General features: G+C 64.6%; 16 protein-coding genes. 7 read left to right on the forward strand and 9 right to left on the reverse strand.

The window, feature by feature from the left end; all coding sequences use genetic code 11:
• Positions 1–303: 303 nt before the first annotated feature.
• From METUNV2_RS0116805 to METUNV2_RS0116840, 8 genes are all read right to left on the reverse strand, one after another.
• Entirely contained in the window at positions 304–1425 is a 1122-nt protein-coding gene (locus tag METUNV2_RS0116805; RefSeq protein ID WP_018230642.1) for a deoxyguanosinetriphosphate triphosphohydrolase, read from the reverse strand.
• Positions 1418–2506, reverse strand: coding sequence for a 3-dehydroquinate synthase (gene aroB / locus METUNV2_RS0116810; protein ID WP_018230643.1), 1089 nt, complete (start codon positions 2504–2506; stop codon positions 1418–1420). Before aroB ends, METUNV2_RS0116805 begins: the two co-directional genes overlap by 8 nt.
• Positions 2494–3021, reverse strand: a complete 528-nt coding sequence (locus METUNV2_RS0116815; RefSeq protein WP_018230644.1) for a shikimate kinase — start codon at positions 3019–3021, stop codon at positions 2494–2496. The genes aroB and METUNV2_RS0116815 overlap by 13 nt, the downstream gene beginning before the upstream one ends.
• 72 nt (positions 3022–3093) lie before the next feature.
• Positions 3094–5085 (reverse strand): type IV pilus secretin PilQ, encoded by a 1992-nt coding sequence (locus METUNV2_RS19265; RefSeq protein ID WP_018230645.1) that lies wholly within the window; start codon positions 5083–5085, stop codon positions 3094–3096.
• A 124-nt stretch (positions 5086–5209) separates the two neighbouring features.
• A complete protein-coding gene (locus tag METUNV2_RS0116825) occupies positions 5210–5740 on the reverse strand; it encodes a pilus assembly protein PilP (protein ID WP_018230646.1) in 531 nt (176 codons plus the stop codon).
• Positions 5737–6402, reverse strand: a complete 666-nt coding sequence (locus METUNV2_RS0116830; RefSeq protein WP_018230647.1) for a type 4a pilus biogenesis protein PilO — start codon at positions 6400–6402, stop codon at positions 5737–5739. Before METUNV2_RS0116830 ends, METUNV2_RS0116825 begins: the two co-directional genes overlap by 4 nt.
• Positions 6399–6977 (reverse strand): PilN domain-containing protein, encoded by a 579-nt coding sequence (locus METUNV2_RS0116835; protein WP_018230648.1) that lies wholly within the window; start codon positions 6975–6977, stop codon positions 6399–6401. The genes METUNV2_RS0116830 and METUNV2_RS0116835 overlap by 4 nt, the downstream gene beginning before the upstream one ends.
• Entirely contained in the window at positions 6974–8008 is a 1035-nt protein-coding gene (locus tag METUNV2_RS0116840; RefSeq protein ID WP_018230649.1) for a pilus assembly protein PilM, read from the reverse strand. Before METUNV2_RS0116840 ends, METUNV2_RS0116835 begins: the two co-directional genes overlap by 4 nt.
• A 214-nt stretch (positions 8009–8222) precedes the next feature.
• Between METUNV2_RS0116840 and METUNV2_RS0116845 the strand changes: the two genes are divergently transcribed.
• Positions 8223–10652 carry a penicillin-binding protein 1A gene (locus METUNV2_RS0116845; RefSeq protein WP_018230650.1) on the forward strand — a complete coding sequence of 810 codons (2430 nt, stop codon included), beginning with the start codon at positions 8223–8225 and terminating at the stop codon, positions 10650–10652.
• Here METUNV2_RS0116845 and cyaY read toward each other — a convergent pair.
• Positions 10612–11028, reverse strand: coding sequence for an iron donor protein CyaY (gene cyaY, locus METUNV2_RS0116850; RefSeq protein WP_232415703.1), 417 nt, complete (start codon positions 11026–11028; stop codon positions 10612–10614). The genes METUNV2_RS0116845 and cyaY overlap by 41 nt on opposite strands.
• Here cyaY and lptM point away from each other — a divergent pair.
• The 6 genes from lptM (at position 10949) to METUNV2_RS0116875 (ending at position 17037) form a co-directional block, all read left to right on the forward strand.
• The gene (lptM, locus tag METUNV2_RS19710) at positions 10949–11116 is read left to right on the forward strand and encodes an LPS translocon maturation chaperone LptM (protein ID WP_081618554.1); all 168 of its coding nucleotides are present in this window, start codon (positions 10949–10951) and stop codon (positions 11114–11116) included. The genes cyaY and lptM overlap by 80 nt on opposite strands.
• Complete coding sequence (gene lysA / locus METUNV2_RS0116855; RefSeq protein WP_018230652.1) at positions 11113–12354, forward strand: diaminopimelate decarboxylase; 1242 nt, start codon at positions 11113–11115, stop codon at positions 12352–12354. The genes lptM and lysA overlap by 4 nt, the downstream gene beginning before the upstream one ends.
• Positions 12351–12779 carry an RNA-binding S4 domain-containing protein gene (locus METUNV2_RS0116860; protein WP_018230653.1) on the forward strand — a complete coding sequence of 143 codons (429 nt, stop codon included), beginning with the start codon at positions 12351–12353 and terminating at the stop codon, positions 12777–12779. Before lysA ends, METUNV2_RS0116860 begins: the two co-directional genes overlap by 4 nt.
• A gap of 74 nt (positions 12780–12853) precedes the next feature.
• On the forward strand, positions 12854–13390 hold the full coding sequence (gene fae / locus METUNV2_RS0116865) for a formaldehyde-activating enzyme (RefSeq protein ID WP_018230654.1): 537 nt from the start codon (positions 12854–12856) through the stop codon (positions 13388–13390).
• Between the two features lie 150 nt (positions 13391–13540).
• Positions 13541–14620, forward strand: a complete 1080-nt coding sequence (locus METUNV2_RS0116870) for a sensor histidine kinase (RefSeq protein ID WP_026188245.1) — start codon at positions 13541–13543, stop codon at positions 14618–14620.
• Positions 14617–17037: a two-component system response regulator gene (locus tag METUNV2_RS0116875; RefSeq protein ID WP_018230656.1), complete on the forward strand. Its 2421-nt coding sequence runs from the start codon at positions 14617–14619 to the stop codon at positions 17035–17037. The genes METUNV2_RS0116870 and METUNV2_RS0116875 overlap by 4 nt, the downstream gene beginning before the upstream one ends.
• Positions 17038–17041: the final 4 nt, after the last annotated feature.

Below are 17041 nucleotides of genomic sequence, written 5' to 3' on the forward strand. Positions count from 1 at the left end.
ATTCGTCCTCGGAACTCGTTTGCCAACCGCGCGCGGCATCGCTCTGATCGCTCGCCACTGCGGGAAATCACACCGCCGCATCCGTGAAAAAGCCGGCTACCGCAGTCGCTTCCGTCGTCGGAAGATCAGCGGGCACCGGCTCGGGTGGCCTTGCATCATTCGCGCGCGTCTTAAAATCGCACGCAAACCACGGCACTTTTGGGGTGGACGGCGGAGTATAGGACTGTCGCCCGGTGCTTACAACACCATTTTTACGCGCACCACAACGGTGCTTTGTCGCACCAAATCAGTGCATTAGCGTGCTTATATTTCGCCCACTGCGAATAGCCGCCGGTGTTCCCTCATCGCGTAGCGGTCGGTCATGCCGGCGATGTAGTCGGCGATCGCGCGCGGCTTGTCATCGCGGGCCATCTGCTGATACTGGGGTGGCAGCAGGCGCGGGTCGTCCATGAAAACGGCGAACAGCTCGGCGATGATGCGGCGCGCCTTGGCGGTCATGCGCAGCACCTGATAGTGGCGGTACAGGTTGTCGCGCAGGAAGCGCTTGAGCTCGAGCTGTTCGGCCTTCATCGCCTCGCTGTAAGCCACCAGCACCGGTGCTGCGCGCACATCGTCGACGGTGACGGGCGCGGCCGCGTCGATGCGACCGCAGGTTTCCCTCACCAGATCAATCACTTGGGCATTAATCATGCGCCGTATCGTTTCGTGGATCAGGCGACGGCCGGTGATGCGGGGGTAGAGCGCCAGCACTTCGCGGCGGAAACGCGCGAACACCGGCACCTCTTCAAGCTGTTCAAGGGTGATCAGGCCGGAGCGCAGGCCGTCGTCTACATCGTGGTTGTTGTAGGCGATTTCGTCGGCCAGATTGCAGATCTGGGCCTCGATGGTGGGCTGGGTGCGATTCAGAAAGCGCTCGCCCAGCTCGCCCAGTTCGCGCGCCTTGGCCGGCGAACAGTGTTTCAGGATGCCTTCGCGGGTTTCGAAGGTGAGGTTGAGGCCGTCGAAGGCGCCGTAGCGCTCTTCCAGCAGGTCCACGGTACGCAGACTTTGCAGGTTGTGCTCGAAACCGCCGTAGTCGCGCATGCATTCGTTCAGCGCGTCCTGACCGGCGTGGCCGAAAGGCGTGTGTCCGAGATCGTGGGCGATCGACACCGCTTCGGCCAGATCCTCATTCACGTTCAGCGCGCGAGCGATCGAACGGGCGATCTGCGCAACCTCGATGCTGTGGGTCAGCCGGGTGCGGAACAGATCACCTTCGTGATTCACGAAAACCTGGGTCTTGTACTCCAGCCGGCGGAAGGCGGTGCTGTGCACGATGCGATCGCGGTCGCGCTGGAACTGGCTGCGCCCGTGCGGTGAATCTTCGGGGTGACGCCGGCCGCGCGAATTGGCGTCGCAGGCAGCGTAGGACGCGAGTTCAGGCATCGCCGCAGCAGTGCTCGATGGAAGCGGCGATGTCCGAGGCAGGCGCGTCACCGAAGATCGTGGCTTCGCCGATGCGTTTGAGCAGCACCAGTCTGAGCTTGCCCGCTTCGACCTTCTTGTCGTGCGACATCAGTTCAAGATAGCGCTCCACACCCATCTTCGGCCCGCGCAGCGCCAGACCGGCGGCTTTATGAATGCGACGGATGCGGGCCACGTCGTCGTCGTTCAGCCAGCCAAGCCGGCGCGACAGCTCGGCGGCCATCAACGTACCCGCCGCAACCGCCTCGCCGTGCAGCCATTCGCCGTAGCCCAGACCTGTTTCGATCGCGTGACCGAATGTGTGACCCAGATTGAGGTGGGCACGCACGCCGGTCTCGGTCTCGTCTTCGATCACCACCTCAGCCTTGTTGCGGCAGGAGCGTTCGATGGCAAAGGCCAGCGCCTCGGTGTCGCGCGCCAGCAGGCGCGACATGTTGATTTCCAGCCAGTCGAAGAACTCGCGGTCGCGGATCAGGCCGTACTTGATCACTTCGGCCAGTCCGGCCTTCAGTTCGCGGTCGGGCAGCGTGTCCAGCGTGTCGATGTCGGCCAGCACCACCTTCGGCTGGTAGAAGGCACCGATCATGTTCTTGCCCAGCGGGTGATTGATCGCGGTCTTGCCACCGACTGACGAATCGACCTGTGACAGCAGCGTGGTCGGCACCTGGATGAAAGGCACGCCGCGCTGATAGGTGGCTGCGGCAAAGCCGACCATGTCGCCGATCACTCCGCCGCCGAGCGCGATCAGCGTGGTCGAGCGCTCGACCCGGGCGCTCAGCAGCGCGTCGAAAATGAGATTCAGCGTGGGCCAATCCTTGTGCACCTCGCCGTCCGGCAGCACCACCAGCTGGTGTGCGACGCCAGCCGAATCGAGCGCGGCCTGCACCCGCGCCGCATACAGCGGCGCCACCACCTCGTTGCTGATGACCACAGCGCGCTTGCGCTTGAGCACCGCGGCGAACAGATCACCGCGGTCAATCAGGCCGCGGCCGATGTGGATGTCGTAGGCGCGCTCGTCGAGCGCCACGTTCAGGCTGCGCATCGGTTCAGATATTCCCGTTCAAGTTTTCGCACGATGGACAGCGGACTGCCCTGGCCACTTTCGGCGATGTAATCGGCAACCTCCCGATACAGAGGGTCGCGCAGGCCGTGAAGTTCGCGCACCCGCGCACGCGGATCTTCAACCTGCAGCAGCGGCCGGTTACGGTCGCCACGAGTGCGCGCCCACAGCACATCGGGCGGAACGTCCAGATAGACCACCCAGCCACCGCTCTTCAGATGGGCCCGGCTTGCCGGATCCAGCACGGCACCGCCGCCGGTGGCCAGTACCAGGCCGGACTCCTGTGCCAGTGCCTCGATGGTGGACGCTTCGCGCCGGCGAAAGCCCGCCTCGCCCTCGATCTCGAAAATGGTCGGGATGCTCACACCGGTGCGCGCTTCGATTTCGTGATCGCAATCGACGAAACGCTTACGCAGCCGACGGGCGAGCTGTCGCCCCACGGTCGTCTTGCCGGCACCCATCATGCCGACCAGGAAAATGTTGTCGCTGTGTTCCACCGGCCGGATTCTAGCAGTGCAAAAACGAAGCGGCCCCGTCGCCGGGGCCGCTTCGATGGATGATTGCCGAGATCAGCGCAGCGTGAGGTTGTCGCTGACGATGCGCGGCGTGACGAAGATGAGCAGTTCTGCGCGGTTGTCGCGGGTTTCCGTATTGCGGAACAGGAAGCCGACGTAAGGCAGGTCACCGAGGAAGGGCACGCGGGTCTGGGTGCGACGCTCTTCCTGCGTATAGATACCGCCGATCACCACGGTGCCGCCGTTCTCGACCAGCACGTCGGTCTTGACGTGCTTGGTGTCGATGGCCACACCGGCGCCGGTGGCCAGCTGGGTGTTCGGGGTGTCCTTGTTCACATCCAGCGCCATCTGCACACGGCCGTCAGGCGTGATCTGCGGCTTCACCTTCAGCGCCAGATTGGCCTTGCGGAAGGAAATGCTGGTGGCACCCGAACTGGTGGCCTGCTGGTAAGGAATTTCCACACCCTGCTCGATCAACGCCTCGTTCTGGTCCGAGGTCATGACGCGCGGGCTGGAAATCACCTTGCCCTTGCCGTCTTGCTCCAGGGCCGACAGTTCCAGGTTCAGGAAACGGGTGGCGGCCGAATTGAACAGCACGAAGGACAGCTGACCCGGCGTACGACCGCTGATGTTGGACGCCCTCAGGTTGGTGCCCAGCGTGTCGGTCAGGAAGTTGGGTGTGGTCTGCACCTGACCGGTATTGAAACCGGTGTCGGCGATCGAACCGCCAATATTCAGGCCGGCGCGGCCGATACGGGCAGAGCCTGCCTGGGTCTGGTTGATGCCGATCCGGGCACCGAGGTTCTTCGCGAAGTCTTCGTTCGCCTCAACGATGCGCGCCTCAATCAGCACCTGGCGGGTCGGAATGTCCAGCTCGATCAGGATGCGGCGGATGTCCTCAAGCCGGCTCGCGATGTCGGTCACGATGAGCTTGTTGGTGCGGGTGTCCATCACGATGGAACCGCGCTTGGACAGGAAGCGCTTGTCCTTGTCGTCCGAGATCGCCTTATAGAGAACGTCGGCCTTGTGATAGTTCAGCTGGAAGGTTTCGGTGCGCAGCGGCTCCAGCTCGCTCACCTGCTGCTGGCTTTCCAGCGCCAGCTTTTCCTTGGCCGACAGCTCGTCACGCGGCGCAATCCAGATCACGTTGCCGGTCTTGCGCTTGTCCAGGCCCTTGGCATCGAGAATGATGTCCAGCGCCTGATCCCAGGGCACGTCCTTCAGACGCAGCGTGAGCGAACCACCCACCGTGTCCGAGGTAATGATGTTGTTGTCGGTGAAGTCGGCGATCACCTGCAGCACCGAGCGCACGTCGATGTTCTGGAAGTTCAGCGACAGCTTCTCGCCCTGATAGCCCGGCTTGCTGCCCTGCACCAGCTTGTTCGGGTCTTCGACCAGACGCTTCACTTCCAGGATGAACTGGTTTTCGCTCTGGTAGGCGTTGTGTTCCCACAGGCCGTTGGGCGTGACGGTCAGACGGGTGTTGGCACCGGAGCGCACCACTTCCATCTGGGTCACCGGCGTACCGAAGTCGGTCACGTCGTAGCGCTTGATGAACTCTTCAGCCACCGAGGCGCGCAGGAAATCGACCACCAGCTTGGTGCCCTGCTGACGGATGTCGATGCCAGTGTTCGGATCGGACAGCTCGACCACGACACGACCCTCTCCATCCTTGCCGCGGCGGAAACCGACGTTGCGCAGGGTTTGCACGGCTTCGGCCGAGGTCGGTTCGGCGAAACGCGCGCTCTTCTCGCTCTGCGTCACCGCCTCTGAGTTGGCCGGGGTGGCCAGGCTGATGTACAGGTCTCGGCCCGACAGGCGCGTGTTGAAGGACGACAGCTTGTTCAGGTTGAGTACCAGACGGGTACGGTCACCCACCTCGACCACGTTGTAGCTGCGCAGATGCGCTTCATTCACCAGCTGCGACGAACGACCGAGCGCGTTGCTGGTGGCCGGGAAATCGAAGGCGACCCGGGCCGGAGATGCAACGCTGAAATTGGCGGGCACCGCCTTCAGTTCGGATTTGGTCGTGACCTTGACCAGCACCTCCCCCCCTGCTGGGATACCAGCACGGCTTCGATGCTGTTTGGCTGCGCCTGGGCGAGCACTGCCGCCGGAACCAGTCCGGCTGCCAGCACGCAGAGCGCGGCAACAAGTTTGCGGACGAAATTCATTTCTTTGCCTCCTGCTCCTGCAACTGGAGCGTACTGGTACGTTCGACCCACTCGCCGTCCGCGTCCTGAACGATTTCCTTCAAGGTGATGCCATCGCCGGTGATGCCGGTAATGACACCGAAGTTCTGCCCGAGATAGTTGCCGGCGCGCACCCGGTGCAGGGTGGCATCGGCCTTGACCAGCGCATACACCGCCTTGCCCTGTTCAAGCACACCGACCATGGCCAGTGTGTCGAGCGGATACTGTTCGAGCGGCTCCTTGCGACGGTCGAGGTCGGGCATGAGCCCGCTGCCGCCGCCGGCGCCCTTCTTGCGCTCGGGTTCTATCTTCTGGGCGCTGAACGGTTCGATCAGCGCCCCGGTTTCGTAGGTAACGATGACCGAAGGCTTGATTTCGGGCAGCGGCTTGACCTGGCCCTTGAGACCTTGGGTGTTTTCTTCCATCCACGCGCGCAGATCGCCGTGATCCTCGGAATTGCACCCGGCCAGTCCACCACACACGGCCGCGACCAACAGGACGCGCTTCATTTCTTCGCCCCCTTCGCGTGCTCGGCCTTCTCACGCTTGATACGTGCGATTTCCTCGTCGTCCAGGTAGCGGTAGGTGGTCGCGACCGCGTCCATCTTCAGACCATCCTTGCCGGCATCCACCGTCATCGAACCCAGGGTCACGATGCGTGAAAGCTTGGCCACGTCACCGGCGAAGTTGCCAAGGTCGTGATAACCGCCGACCACCCGGATGGTGATGGGCATTTCGGCGTAGAAGTCCTTGACCGCCTCGGCGCCCGGCTTCCAGATTTCAAACTGCAGGCCGCGGCTCAGACCGGCCTGACTGATGTCGACCAGCAGCGATTCCATCTCCGCCCGGTTCGGCAGCTGCTTCAGCAGCGCGCCGAAGGACTTGTCAATGTCGGCCAGCTGCTGTTGGTATTGCTCAAGATTCACCGCCTGGCGCTTCTTGTTCAGCCACTCGTCCTTCAGCGAAGTTTCTTCCTGGCGCTTCTGTTCGAGCTCGACCCGTTGCGGGTCCCACATGAACCACCAGCCGGCCACCAGCGTAGCGATGAACAGGCCAAGCAGCACCGCCACCTTGGGCGCAGCCGCCCAGTTACCGACATCCTTGGGGTCAAGGTTCCGGAAATCGTCGGCGATCCGCGCAAAATCGATCTGCGGCATCTGGATCTGCTTCATGTCTTCTGCCCCTTGGCGGCATCAGGGCTGTCGGCAGCGCGCGTGATGTAGAGATCCAGGCTGAATTCGCTCATGCGCCGCTTGTCCACCGTAGCGCTCTTGATTTCGATCAGCACTGGCCGCTCCAGCAGCGGGGACGACTCGAGATTGCGCATCAGGCTGGACACCCGGGCGTTCGACTGTGCGTAACCGACCAGATTGATCTTGTTGCCCTGCTGCGCCACCTTTTTCAGATAGACGCCTTCGGGCACGTTCTTGGCCAGCTCATTGAACAGCCCGACCGCCTCGGACCGGTTGCCCTGCAGCGACTCGATCACGCGCTTGCGCTGCAGCAGCGCCTCGGTCTGTTCGCGCAGGCGCTTGATTTCGTCGATCGACTTGTCGAGCGCAGCGATTTCGGTCTTCAGGAAGGCATTCTTCTCTTCCTGCGCCGACACATAGCCGCCGATGATGCCGTTCACCAGCACGACGATGAGGCCGCCCAGCACCAAAGTCAGGCCGGACAGTGCGTAAAACTGCTGGCGCCGCGCCTTGCGCTTCTCTTCGCGGTGCGGCAGAAGGTTGATGCGTATCATGCGTCGAACCTCCTGAGCGCGAGTCCGCACGCCACCAGCAGCGAGGGCGCGTCCTGGCTGAGCCGCTTGGCGGTCACCGCCTGCGACAGCTGCATATCGACGAAAGGATTGGCGACACGGGTTTCGACCTGGGTCCGGTTGGCCACGACTTCGTCGAGGCCCGGAATGATGGAGCAGCCGCCGGCCAGCACGATGTGGTCCACGCTGTTGTACTGGGTCGAAGTGAAGAAGAACTGCAAGGCACGCGACACTTCCAGCGCAAGGTTGTCCATGAAGGGCCTGAGCAGGTCGTTCTCGTAGTTTTCCGGCAGCGTGTTGGTGCGCTTGGCCGCTTCCGCCTCTTCCGGCGTCATGCCGTAGTTGCGCATGATGTCCTGGGTGAGCTGGTAGCCGCCGAAAGCCTGTTCGCGCGAATACACCGGCTGGTCGTTGCGCAGGATGATCACGTTCATCACGTTGGCGCCGACGTCGACCAGCACGATGTTGGTGTCCTTGCCGCCTTCGGGCAGCTGCTTTTCGACCAGTTCGAATGCCGCCTGTGCCGCGTAGGACTCGACATCGACCACCACCGCGCGCAGTCCGGCGGCTTCAGCCACTGCCACGCGGTCTTCCACCTTTTCCTTGCGCGAAGCGGCGATCAGCACTTCGACCTCATCCGGATTGCCGGGCGCCGGCCCGACCACCTGGAAGTCGAGATTCACCTCGTCGAGCTGGAAGGGGATGTACTGGTTGGCTTCCGACTCGACCAGCACTTCGAGCTCCTGCTCGCGCTGGTTGGCCGGAACGATGATCTTCTTGGTGATGACGGCTGCGGCCGGCAGAGCGAGCGCAACGTTGCGGGTCGAGGTGCCCATGCGTTTCCAGGCCCGGCGTACGGCGTCAGCCACATCCTCGAGCTTGGCGATGTTGCCGTCCACGACGGAATCGCGCGGCAGATTCTCGATCGCGTAGCGCTCTATGCGGTACTCGCCTTTCGCTGTCCGGGACAGCTCGACCAGCTTGACCGCCGAGGACGACACGTCAAGCCCCATAAGGGGACGCGCTCCTGGGTTGAATATCGACAGGTCGAAAGCCAAGCTTTTTCCTTTAAAGACAGTGGATTAGGCCCAATACTGACAAATTACATTAAGATGCTAGCAGCAAGGTATCGACAAGTAAACAGATTTTGGGTAAGCGTAACGAGAAGCTTCGCACGGTGCGCCGGCTATAATTTGGCCTTCCAACCCGCTCCGGACACCCCTCCCTTTGCCTTCCAAATTCCGCTGGTTCGTCTATCCGCTGGCCGCATTTGCAGGTCTGGCAGCCATCGGCGCAGCGCTTGCACTCATCGTCGTGCTGCTCGCCTACCCCCAGCTGCCTTCGCTGGACATCCTGACCGACTACCGCCCCAAGATTCCGCTGCGCGTGTTCAGCGCCGACGGCCACCTGATCGGCGAATTCGGCGAGGAAAGGCGCTCGGTCGTACCGATCGAACAGGTCCCTGATTCCCTCAAGCACGCCATCATCGCCGCCGAGGACGAACGCTTCTACCAGCACTCCGGCATCGACTACATGGGCATCGCCCGCGCCGCGATCAGCAACCTCACCAGCGGCGGCCGCAGCCAGGGCGCCAGTACCATCACCATGCAGGTCGCGCGCAACTTCTTCCTGTCGAGCGAACGGACTTTGCGACGGAAAGTGTATGAAGCGCTGATGGCGTTCAAAATCGAGAACAGCCTGACAAAAGACCAGATACTCCAGCTCTACATCAACCAGATCTATCTCGGTCAGCGCGCCTACGGCTTCGCCGCCGCATCCAGAGCCTATTTCGGCAAGAATCTGAAGGACATTAGCGTCGCGGAAGCCGCGATGCTGGCCGGACTGCCCAAGGCGCCGTCAAAATACAATCCGGTGGTGAATCCGAAGCGGGCCGCACTGCGCCAGGCCTATGTGCTGCGGCGCATGGCCGAACTGGGCTATATCGATGAAGCCACCCGCAAGGCCGCGGTCGATCAGCCGCTTGCGGTGAAGCGCGACAGCAGCCCGATTGCCGCCGGCCACCAGCCGGCCGATTTCGTCGCCGAAATGGCCCGCCAGATGGCGGTCGAGCGCTTCGGCGATACCGCCTATTCGCTCGGCCTGCGGGTGGTCACCACGATACGGCGCGACGACCAGGACGCCGCCATCCAGGCGGTGCGGCGCGGCGTGTTCGACTACGACCGTCGCCACGGCTACCGCGGCGCCGAGAGCTTCGTCGACATGAAGGACGTGAACAGCGACGACGACGAGGTGCTGGACGATCTGCTGCAGGACGTGCCGGACGCGGCCGGCCTGCACGCCGCGGTCGTGCTGGCCGCCAGCCCGACCGCACTCAAGGTGTACAAGCGCGGTGGCGAGGTGATTGCGCTGAACGGCGATGCGATCAAGTTCGCCAAGGCCATGCTGGACGACAAGGCGCCGGCCGCGCGCAAGCTGCGCCGCGGCGCAGTGGTGCGGGTGATGCAGGACGCGAAGCTGGGCTGGACCCTGGCTCAGATGCCGGAAGTGGAGGCTGCCCTGATCTCAATCGACAGCCAGGACGGCGCGGTGCGCGCGCTGGTCGGCGGCTTCGACTTCAACCGCAACAAGTTCAACCACGTCACCCAGGGCTGGCGCCAGCCGGGCTCCAGCTTCAAGCCCTTCATCTACTCCGCGGCACTGGAAAAGGGCTACGGCCCGGCCACGGTGGAAGAGGACACGCCGCTGGTGGTGTCGGCCGGTGAAACCGGCAGCCAGAGCTGGCAGCCGAAGAACTACGACGGCAAGTACGACGGCCCGATCTCGCTGCGCACCGCGCTGGCGAAGTCGAAGAACATGGTGTCCATCCGGATGCTGCGCTCGATCGGCACCCGCTATGCGCAGGACTACGTCACCCGCTTCGGTTTCGACGCGGCACGCCACCCGCCCTACCTGACGATGGCGCTCGGCGCCGGTTCGGTCACGCCCTGGCAGATGGCCTCGGCCTACGCCGTATTCGCCAACGGCGGCTTCCGGGTCGAGCCGTATGTGGTCAAGGAAATCACCGACAGCGAAGGCCGGGTGCTCGCCCGCTTCACGCCGCGCGCGGCCGGCGACGACTCGCTGCGCGTGATTGACGCCCGCAACGCCTACCTGATGGACTCGATGATGCAGGACGTGGTGCGCCGCGGCACCGCCACCCGGGCGCTCACGCTCAAGCGCGGCGATCTGGCCGGCAAGACCGGTACCACCAACGACTACATCGACGCCTGGTTCTGCGGCTACCAGCCCTCGCTGGTGGCGATTGCCTGGATCGGTTTCGACACGCCGCGCTCGCTCGGCCGCGGCGAAACCGGCGGTTCGGCGGCGCTGCCGATGTGGGTGGAGTACATGCGGAACGCACTGAAGGACGTGCCGGAAATGCAGCAGACCCTGCCCGACGGTCTGATCAGCATCGATGCCGGCGTGGACAGCAAGGGCCATCCGCGCAGCGACCTGATGTATCAGGAACATCTGCCGCCCGCGCCGTCCTCGCTGCCCGGCGAGCCGGAAGGCCCGGCCTCCGAAGGCGAACTGCAGCCCCCGGCGCCGGGGCCCTCGCCCAGCGGCCACATCGTACCCGGCGCCAGCCTGCCAGCGCCGTCACAACCGCAGGGCGTCAGACTGTCAGCTTCACCGGCTCGCCGGCCTGCTGGCTGAGCAGTTCTTCCAGTGCCTGCATCAGGTCCTTGCCGTCGCGCGTGCCCACCCAGCGGCCGCCGTCGGCCCGGAAATGAAAACCGCCGGAGCGCGCCGCCACCCAGATTTCCTGCGCAACGCCGTGGCGATTGATCACCATCTTGGAGCCGTCTTCGAACTCCAGTTCCAGCACGCCGCCAGCCTGCAGTTCGTAATCGATGCCGGCGCCGCTGGCTTCGATCGCGCTTTCGATCGCGGCCAGCGTCGCATCGGCCAATTTGTTAAATTCACTCTCATTCATGTTCCGGCCATCCACCATGTTTTCCAGTCCTCTCGTGCGGCTCGCCGCACTGACCCTGGCGCTTGCGGGTTGCGGCACCAAAGGGCCGCTGACCATGCCGCCCAAGCCGGGCAGCCAGCCGGCTGCCGCCAAGCCGTCGCCCGCATCTGCACCCCAAGATACTAACAAGGCCGTCAAGCAATGAAGCATTTCGAATCCCGCGACGGCGCGCTGTACGCCGAAGGCGTTGCGCTGGAGCGCATCGCAGCCGAGCACGGTACGCCCACCTTCGTTTACAGCCGTGCGGCGCTGACCGAGGCGCACGCCGCCTACGCAGAGGCACTGGCCGGCCGCGATGCCATGCTGTGCTACGCGGTGAAATCCAATTCCAACCTGGCGATCATGAATGTGTTCGCGCGGCTGGGCACCGGTTTCGACATCGTGTCCGGTGGCGAACTGGCGCGCGTGATCGCCGCCGGCGGCGATCCGGGCAAGGTGGTGTTCTCCGGCGTCGGCAAGACGCGCGACGAAATGCGCGCCGCGCTGACACACGGCATCTACTGTTTCAACGTCGAGTCGGAAGCCGAACTGCACCGTCTGGCCGAAGTGGCGGCCAGCCTGGGCAAGCGCGCGCCGATCGCGCTGCGGGTGAATCCGGATGTCGATCCGAAAACCCACCCCTACATTTCCACCGGCCTGAAGTGCAACAAGTTCGGCGTACCGATCGCCGACGCGCATCGCATCTATCTCGAAGCCACGAAGCTGCCACAGCTGGAAATACGCGGCATCGCCTGCCACATCGGCTCGCAGCTGCTGGACCCGGCGCCGGTGGCTGAAGCCGCAGGCAAGGTTGTTGCGCTGGCCGAAGCGCTGAACCGCGACGGCATCGAACTGCGTCACCTCGACCTCGGCGGCGGCCTCGGCATCCGCTACGACGACGAGACGGTGCCGGCCACCCGCGACTATCTGGCGCCGCTGCTGGCGGTGCTGGCCGGCCGCAAGGAACGCCTGCTGCTCGAACCCGGCCGCTCTCTGGTGGGCAACGCCGGCGTGCTGCTGTCGAAGGTGGAGTACCTGAAACGTGGCGAGGAACGCAATTTCGCCATCATCGACGCGGCCATGAACGACCTCGCCCGTCCGGCGCTGTACGACGCCTACCATCGCATCGCCGAAGTACGTCCGCGCGGCAAGGCGGACACCTATGACGTGGTCGGCCCGGTGTGCGAAAGCGGCGACTTCCTCGGTCGTGCCCGTGAACTGGCGGTGGAACAGGAAGACCTGGTCGCCATCTTCTCGGCCGGCGCCTACGGCATGACCATGAGCTCGAACTACAACACCCGTGCGCGCGCCGCCGAGGTGATGGTGGATGGCGAGTCAATGCATCTGATCCGTGCCCGCGAGCGCATCGAGGACCTGTACGCCGGGGAACGCCTGCTGCCGTGAGCCGCAAGCCCGAACGCGAGGACGATGACGCAGGGGGCGGACGCCTGCGGCTGGACAAATGGCTGTGGGCGGCGCGCTTCTTCAAGACCCGCACGCTGGCCTCGGACGCGATCGACGCTGGCCGCATCCATCTGAACGACGCGCGCGCCAAACCGTCGCGCGAAGTGCGGGTGGGCGACCGGCTGGACATCCAGACCGCCGAAGTGCGCTACAGCGTGGTGGTGCGGGCGCTGTCCGGCCGGCGCGGTCCGGCGGAGGAGGCGCGCACGCTGTATCAGGAGACCGAAGACAGCCTGCAGCGGCGCGAACGGGAGCGCGAACAGCGACGACTTGCTCCGGAACCGACACAGATGCTGCACGGACGGCCGACCAAGACCCAGCGGCGTGAAATCGACCGCATGCGCGCTAAACTTCGCGGCGGCTGAGCCCTGCCCCGATGCCAGCGCCCCGCGCTTCCGGGGTCCGCCAACGAACTGAACACACTGCCAAAGGAAATGAAATGTCCGAACGTATCGTGATGAAGGTCGGTGAAGCCACCGTCTTCGCCAAGGAAGGTCAATTCACCGACGCCATGCCGGAAATCGTCATCGGCTCGATCGACGGCCCGGTCGGCCAGGCCTTCGCCCAGATGATGGGCCAGACCGCCGGTCACACCCGCATGCTCGCCGTGCGCGACTGCAACCAGATGGCCAAGCCGGCCACCATGATGGTGCCCAAGGTCACGATCAAGAATTCGCGCACCGTCGAACTGCTGGGCGGCGTGGTGCAGTCGGCCACCGCCGACGCGGTCGTCGACAGCGTGGCTGAAGGCGTCATCCCGAAGGAACTGGTGGACGAACTGGTCATCATCGACCTGGTGTGGCTGGACCCGAATGCGGTCAAGGACCCCAACCTGGACATGAAGGATCTGTACCGCACCAACTACGAAGCGATGAAGATCGCGATCAGCCGCGCCATGACCGGCAAGCCGACCGCCGACGAACTGATCGCCAACCGCCACAAGATCAAGCACTGCATGTACGACCCGGAAGCCTGATCCGGGCATCTGCCTGCAGCACGGAAACCCCGCTTCGGCGGGGTTTTTCGTTTGTGGGACAGATACCCATGCGGCACGGCCTTGTCATGACCCGACGCGGCATCCAGAATAAATGAGGCTGTCGGATCGACGGCACAGGGAGGATGACCGATGGATACTCGGACTGACCTGACATCCGGGCCGGATGACGCCTCGATGCCGCAGATGAGCGACGATGCTTTCCGTCGCGTCGTCGAGTACGCGCCCAGCGCCATGGTGCTGGTCGACGGAGAGGGCATGATCGTGCTGGTGAACCAGCAGGCCGAGCGCCTGTTTGGCTATCCCCGGTCCGCGCTGGTCGGCCGCTCGGTCGATCTGCTGGTGCCCTCCGCCGCCCGCGCCCACCACGCCGCCTTCCGCCACAGCTTCCTGACCTCGCCCAGCCCGCGTCCGATGGGCGCCGGACGCGATCTGTTCGCCTGCCGGGCCGACGGCAGCGAATTTCCGGTCGAGATCGGTCTGAATCCGATGGACACCGGACGCGGCATGCTGGTGCTGGCGTCCATCGTGGACATCACCGAGCGGCGGCGCGCGCAGCAGGTACTCGAACAGGCCCTGCAGGAAAAGACGGTGCTGCTGAACGAAGTGCACCACCGGGTGAAGAACAACCTGCAGGTCATCACCAGCCTGCTGAACCTGCAGGCGAACAACGTCGACGACCCGCGGGTGCGCGACATCCTGAACGAAAGCCAGAACCGGGTGCGGGCGATGGCGCTGACCCACCAGCTGCTGTACGAACGCAAGGATTTCTCGCGCGTCGATCTGGGCGACTACATCAACCGGCTGTCGCAGCTGCTGCGCGGCACCTACCGCAGCGGATCGGACCGGGTCGAACTGCGGCTCGACCGGCCGGCCAGTCCGGTATACCTCGATCTTGAGCGCGCCGTGCCCTGCGGCCTGCTGGTCAACGAACTGGTCACCAACGCCTTCAAGCACGCTTTTCCGGAACCGCGCCAGGGCGACATCACGGTCGCGGTATCCAGCCATGACGGACAGGTGACGCTGAGGGTGCGCGACAACGGCGTCGGCCTGCCACCGGACTTCGATCTGGCCACGGTGAAATCGCTCGGACTGCAGCTGGTGCCGCTGCTGGTCGACCAGCTGCACGGCGCACTGCAGATAGAGCCGGACAGCGGCGCCCATTACCGCATCACCTTCCCCTCGGCGCCCACATCGCGAGGTACGCCATGAACGCTCCGCTGCCGATCAATCTGATGCTGGTCGAGGACGAACGGGTGATCGCCTTCGACCTGAAGAACCAGCTGCAGTCTTTCGGTTACCGGGTCGGCGCGGTGCTGGCCAGCGGCGAACAGGCGGTGCATCGGGTGGCCGAAGTGGCGCCCGATCTGGTACTGATGGACATCCACCTGGAAGGCCCGCTGGACGGCATCGAAGCGGCACTGCAGATACAGGCGCGGCACCGGGTGCCGGTGGTGTTCCTGACCGCCTATGCCGAGGACGACACCCTGCGCCGGGCGCTCGACTGCCGCCCTTTCGGCTATCTGGTAAAGCCGTGCGAGGCACGCGAGCTGCACGCGACGATACAGATGGCGCTGGCACGGCGCGCGGTGGAAGTCAGCGTCGAACGCAACGAGCAGCTGTTCAAGCAGGCGCTCGACGCCGCCTCGCTGGGCGTGCTCGAGTGGCGCGGCGATTCGATGGAGCTGCATGGCGAAGGCCACCTGACCGGGCTGTTCGGCGAACGCCCGGTGCCGCTGGACGAGTCGTGGGACACCTTCCAGTCACGGGTGGACGAGGCGGACCGCGGGCGGGTGGCCGACACGCTGAACGCCGCGCTGGCGCACGGCGATCCGGTGCGCATCGAGTTCCGCACCGTGGGCAACGGCGGCGCGCGCCGGCTGGAAGCGCACGCGCGCGCCTATGGCGACCCAAGTGGCGAACGGCGCATTGTCGGCATCCTGCAGGACGTGACCCAGCGACGCCGCGACGAGGACAGGTTGCGCCAGTCCAGCGTGGTGTTCCACACCACCGCCGAAGCCATCGTGATCGCCGACGCGCAGCGCCGCATCAGCGCGATCAACGCCGCCTGCACGCGCATCACCGGCCACCACGAGAACGAGGTGCTGGGGCTGGATCCGGACACGGTGCTCGGCACTGGTCACGGCGATGCTTTCTATGCAGCCCTGATCGCACCGTCGGGCAATGGCTACTGGCAGGGCGAAGTGCAGTGCCGGCGCGCATCGGGCGAATACTTTCCGGCCTGGCAGAGCATCAGCGCGGTGCGCAGTGACGACGGCCGGGTGACCCACTTCGTCGCCGCCTTTTCCGACTTCACCGCCATCCACCGCGCGGAAGAAAAACTGAACCACCTGGCTCACCACGACGCGCTGACCGATCTGCCCAACCGGCTGCTGTTCGACGACCGTTTCGAACGCGCGATCGAACACGCCCGCCGCGCGCAGCAGCGCTGCACCCTGCTCTTTCTCGATCTGGACAGCTTCAAGGTGGTCAACGACACGCTGGGGCACGCCATCGGCGATGACCTGCTGCGCGGCGTGGCGCAGCGGCTGCGTGCCTCGCTGCGGCGCAGCGACACGCTGGCCCGGCTTGGCGGCGACGAGTTCGTGGTGCTGACCGGCGGCACCCAGCCGGAGGACGCCTCGCATCTCGCGGTCAAGATACTCACGGCGCTGCGCGAGCCCTTCGACCTCGGCGACGAACAGATCCGTATCTCGGCCAGCATCGGCATTGCGGTGTTCCCGGACCACGGCAGCGACCGCAACGTGCTGATGCGCGCGGCCGACATCGCGATGTATTCGGCCAAGTCGCAGGGACGCAACCGCTATCAGTTCTTCACCGAAGACATGTCGGAACGCACCCACGAACGCATGCAGATGGAACAGGGCCTGCGTCGTGCCATCGAGTCCGACGCGCTGGAGGTGCACTACCAGCCGCAGCTGCGGCTGAGTGACCGGCAACGAGTCGGCGTCGAGGCACTGGTGCGCTGGCCGCATCCGGACCTCGGCATGGTGGCGCCGGCGCGTTTCATTCCGGTGGCGGAAGAAAGCGGCATCATCGAGGCGCTGGGCCTGTGGGTGCTGCGCCGCGCCTGCCGCGACATCGTCGGCCTGCCGGACGGCGAAGGCCGGCAGATGCGGCTGGCGGTGAACGTGTCGGTACGCCAGTTCCTGCGCGACGATTTCGTCGCTCAGGTGCTCGAAGTGCTGACCGAAACCGGCTTTCCGGCCGAAGCGCTCGAGCTTGAAATCACCGAATCGACGGTGCAGGTGATCGAACAGAGTGCCGGCATCCTCGATGCGCTCAAGCGACTGGGCGTGTCGATCAGCATCGACGACTTCGGCACCGGCTACTCGTCGCTGAGCGTGCTGCGCGGCCTGCCGATAGACCGTATCAAGATAGACCGCTCATTCGTGCTCGACCTCACCGAGAACGACGACGCACGCGCGATGATGGACGCCATGCTGGCGCTCGGACGCTCGCTGCGCATGAAGACCATCGCGGAAGGCATCGAACTGGCGGAACAGGCCGATCTGCTGACCCGGCTCGGCTGCGATGAAGGGCAAGGCTATCTGTTCGCGCGACCGATGCCGCTGGCCGATCTCCGGCGCACCCTGACCGGCCGCTGAGCGG

The organism is Methyloversatilis universalis EHg5 (genome assembly GCF_000378945.1).
In the GTDB taxonomy this organism is placed as follows: domain Bacteria; phylum Pseudomonadota; class Gammaproteobacteria; order Burkholderiales; family Rhodocyclaceae; genus Methyloversatilis; species Methyloversatilis universalis_A.

Bases quoted from the DNA above. Each gene is read 5' to 3' on its own strand.
- METUNV2_RS0116805 (WP_018230642.1), bottom strand. From the start codon at position 1,425: ATGCCTGAACTCGCGTCCTACGCTGCCTGCGACGCCAATTCGCGCGGC.
- aroB (WP_018230643.1), bottom strand. From the start codon at position 2,506: ATGCGCAGCCTGAACGTGGCGCTCGACGAGCGCGCCTACGACATCCAC.
- METUNV2_RS0116825 (WP_018230646.1), bottom strand. From the start codon at position 5,740: ATGAAGCGCGTCCTGTTGGTCGCGGCCGTGTGTGGTGGACTGGCCGGG.
- METUNV2_RS0116830 (WP_018230647.1), bottom strand. From the start codon at position 6,402: ATGAAGCAGATCCAGATGCCGCAGATCGATTTTGCGCGGATCGCCGAC.
- METUNV2_RS0116835 (WP_018230648.1), bottom strand. From the start codon at position 6,977: ATGATACGCATCAACCTTCTGCCGCACCGCGAAGAGAAGCGCAAGGCG.
- METUNV2_RS0116840 (WP_018230649.1), bottom strand. From the start codon at position 8,008: ATGGGGCTTGACGTGTCGTCCTCGGCGGTCAAGCTGGTCGAGCTGTCC.
- lptM (WP_081618554.1), top strand. From the start codon at position 10,949: ATGTTTTCCAGTCCTCTCGTGCGGCTCGCCGCACTGACCCTGGCGCTT.
- cyaY (WP_232415703.1), bottom strand. From the start codon at position 11,028: ATGGTCAGCGGCCCTTTGGTGCCGCAACCCGCAAGCGCCAGGGTCAGT.
- lysA (WP_018230652.1), top strand. From the start codon at position 11,113: ATGAAGCATTTCGAATCCCGCGACGGCGCGCTGTACGCCGAAGGCGTT.
- fae (WP_018230654.1), top strand. From the start codon at position 12,854: ATGTCCGAACGTATCGTGATGAAGGTCGGTGAAGCCACCGTCTTCGCC.
- METUNV2_RS0116870 (WP_026188245.1), top strand. From the start codon at position 13,541: ATGGATACTCGGACTGACCTGACATCCGGGCCGGATGACGCCTCGATG.
- METUNV2_RS0116875 (WP_018230656.1), top strand. From the start codon at position 14,617: ATGAACGCTCCGCTGCCGATCAATCTGATGCTGGTCGAGGACGAACGG.